This window comes from Actinomycetes bacterium (assembly GCA_024222295.1).
In the GTDB taxonomy this organism is placed as follows: domain Bacteria; phylum Actinomycetota; class Acidimicrobiia; order Acidimicrobiales; family Microtrichaceae; genus JAAEPF01.
The window spans coordinates 1-750 of the sequence record JAAEPF010000078.1 but is presented as its reverse complement, the minus strand read 5'-3'; the positions used below and the strand labels follow the sequence as shown (position 1 = coordinate 750).

2 protein-coding genes are annotated in these 750 nt (G+C 68.3%); both read right to left on the bottom strand.

All coding sequences use genetic code 11. The features are described 5' to 3' along the window. The coding region (locus GY812_16895) for a prepilin-type N-terminal cleavage/methylation domain-containing protein (protein ID MCP4437163.1) at nucleotides 1–244 on the bottom strand (244 nt) is incomplete at its 3' end. Next, a partial coding sequence (locus tag GY812_16890; GenBank protein ID MCP4437162.1) for a hypothetical protein occupies nucleotides 241–750 on the bottom strand: 510 nt, incomplete at its 5' end. The genes GY812_16890 and GY812_16895, both read right to left, overlap by 4 nt.

Below are 750 nucleotides of genomic sequence, written 5' to 3'. Positions count from 1 at the left end.
CGTCGATGCCGAGCGCCGAGGGCTGGGGCGACGGGTTGTAGCCGGAGTTCAGGGGGTCGGCGCCCGCGTCCGAGGCGACGTAGAGCTGGAACGCGGTGTGGAGTCCTGCGGTGTTGACCCGGACCTCTACTCGGCGAGCCCTCAGCTGGGCGATCTGCAGCTTCGGAACGACGATCGCGACCAACACACCCAGGACGAGGAGGACCGTCAGCAGCTCGACCATGGAGAAGCCACGGCGACTCAAGGCGACACCTCGGCCGTCTGGACAAGCGGCGCAGCCTGGCACATGACCGCGTAGCCGTCGGCCGTCGACAGCAGCAGCGAGCCGTCACCGGGCAGGCCGTGCATGATCTCGGAGCAGACCTGCTGGCGCTCAGCCGCAGCCCAACCGGTGGTGTCGACGGCGCTCGAGCCCGACCAGCCGAAGCCGGGAACGGGGTGGAGGCGGTCGAACTGGGCGACATCGGCGAACTCGTCACTGCGGTCCCAGTCCGGCTCGGCCACGAACGCGGGCGTGGCGTAGCCCACGGCAGCGAGCACCAGCCCGGCGAGGAGCCACAGCGACACCTTGCGGCGAGTCTCGCGTACAGGAGGAGCCGCCTTCTCCTCGGCTTCGGAGATCTCAACGTAGGTTACCGGCACGGTCGGCTCGCGTCGGCGTGCATCCATCTTTACGCGCAGGTGACCGTCGACCAGGTGACCCGTTGTCTTGTTGACGATCACCGACTGGAGCCAACCGATCGCCTCCAT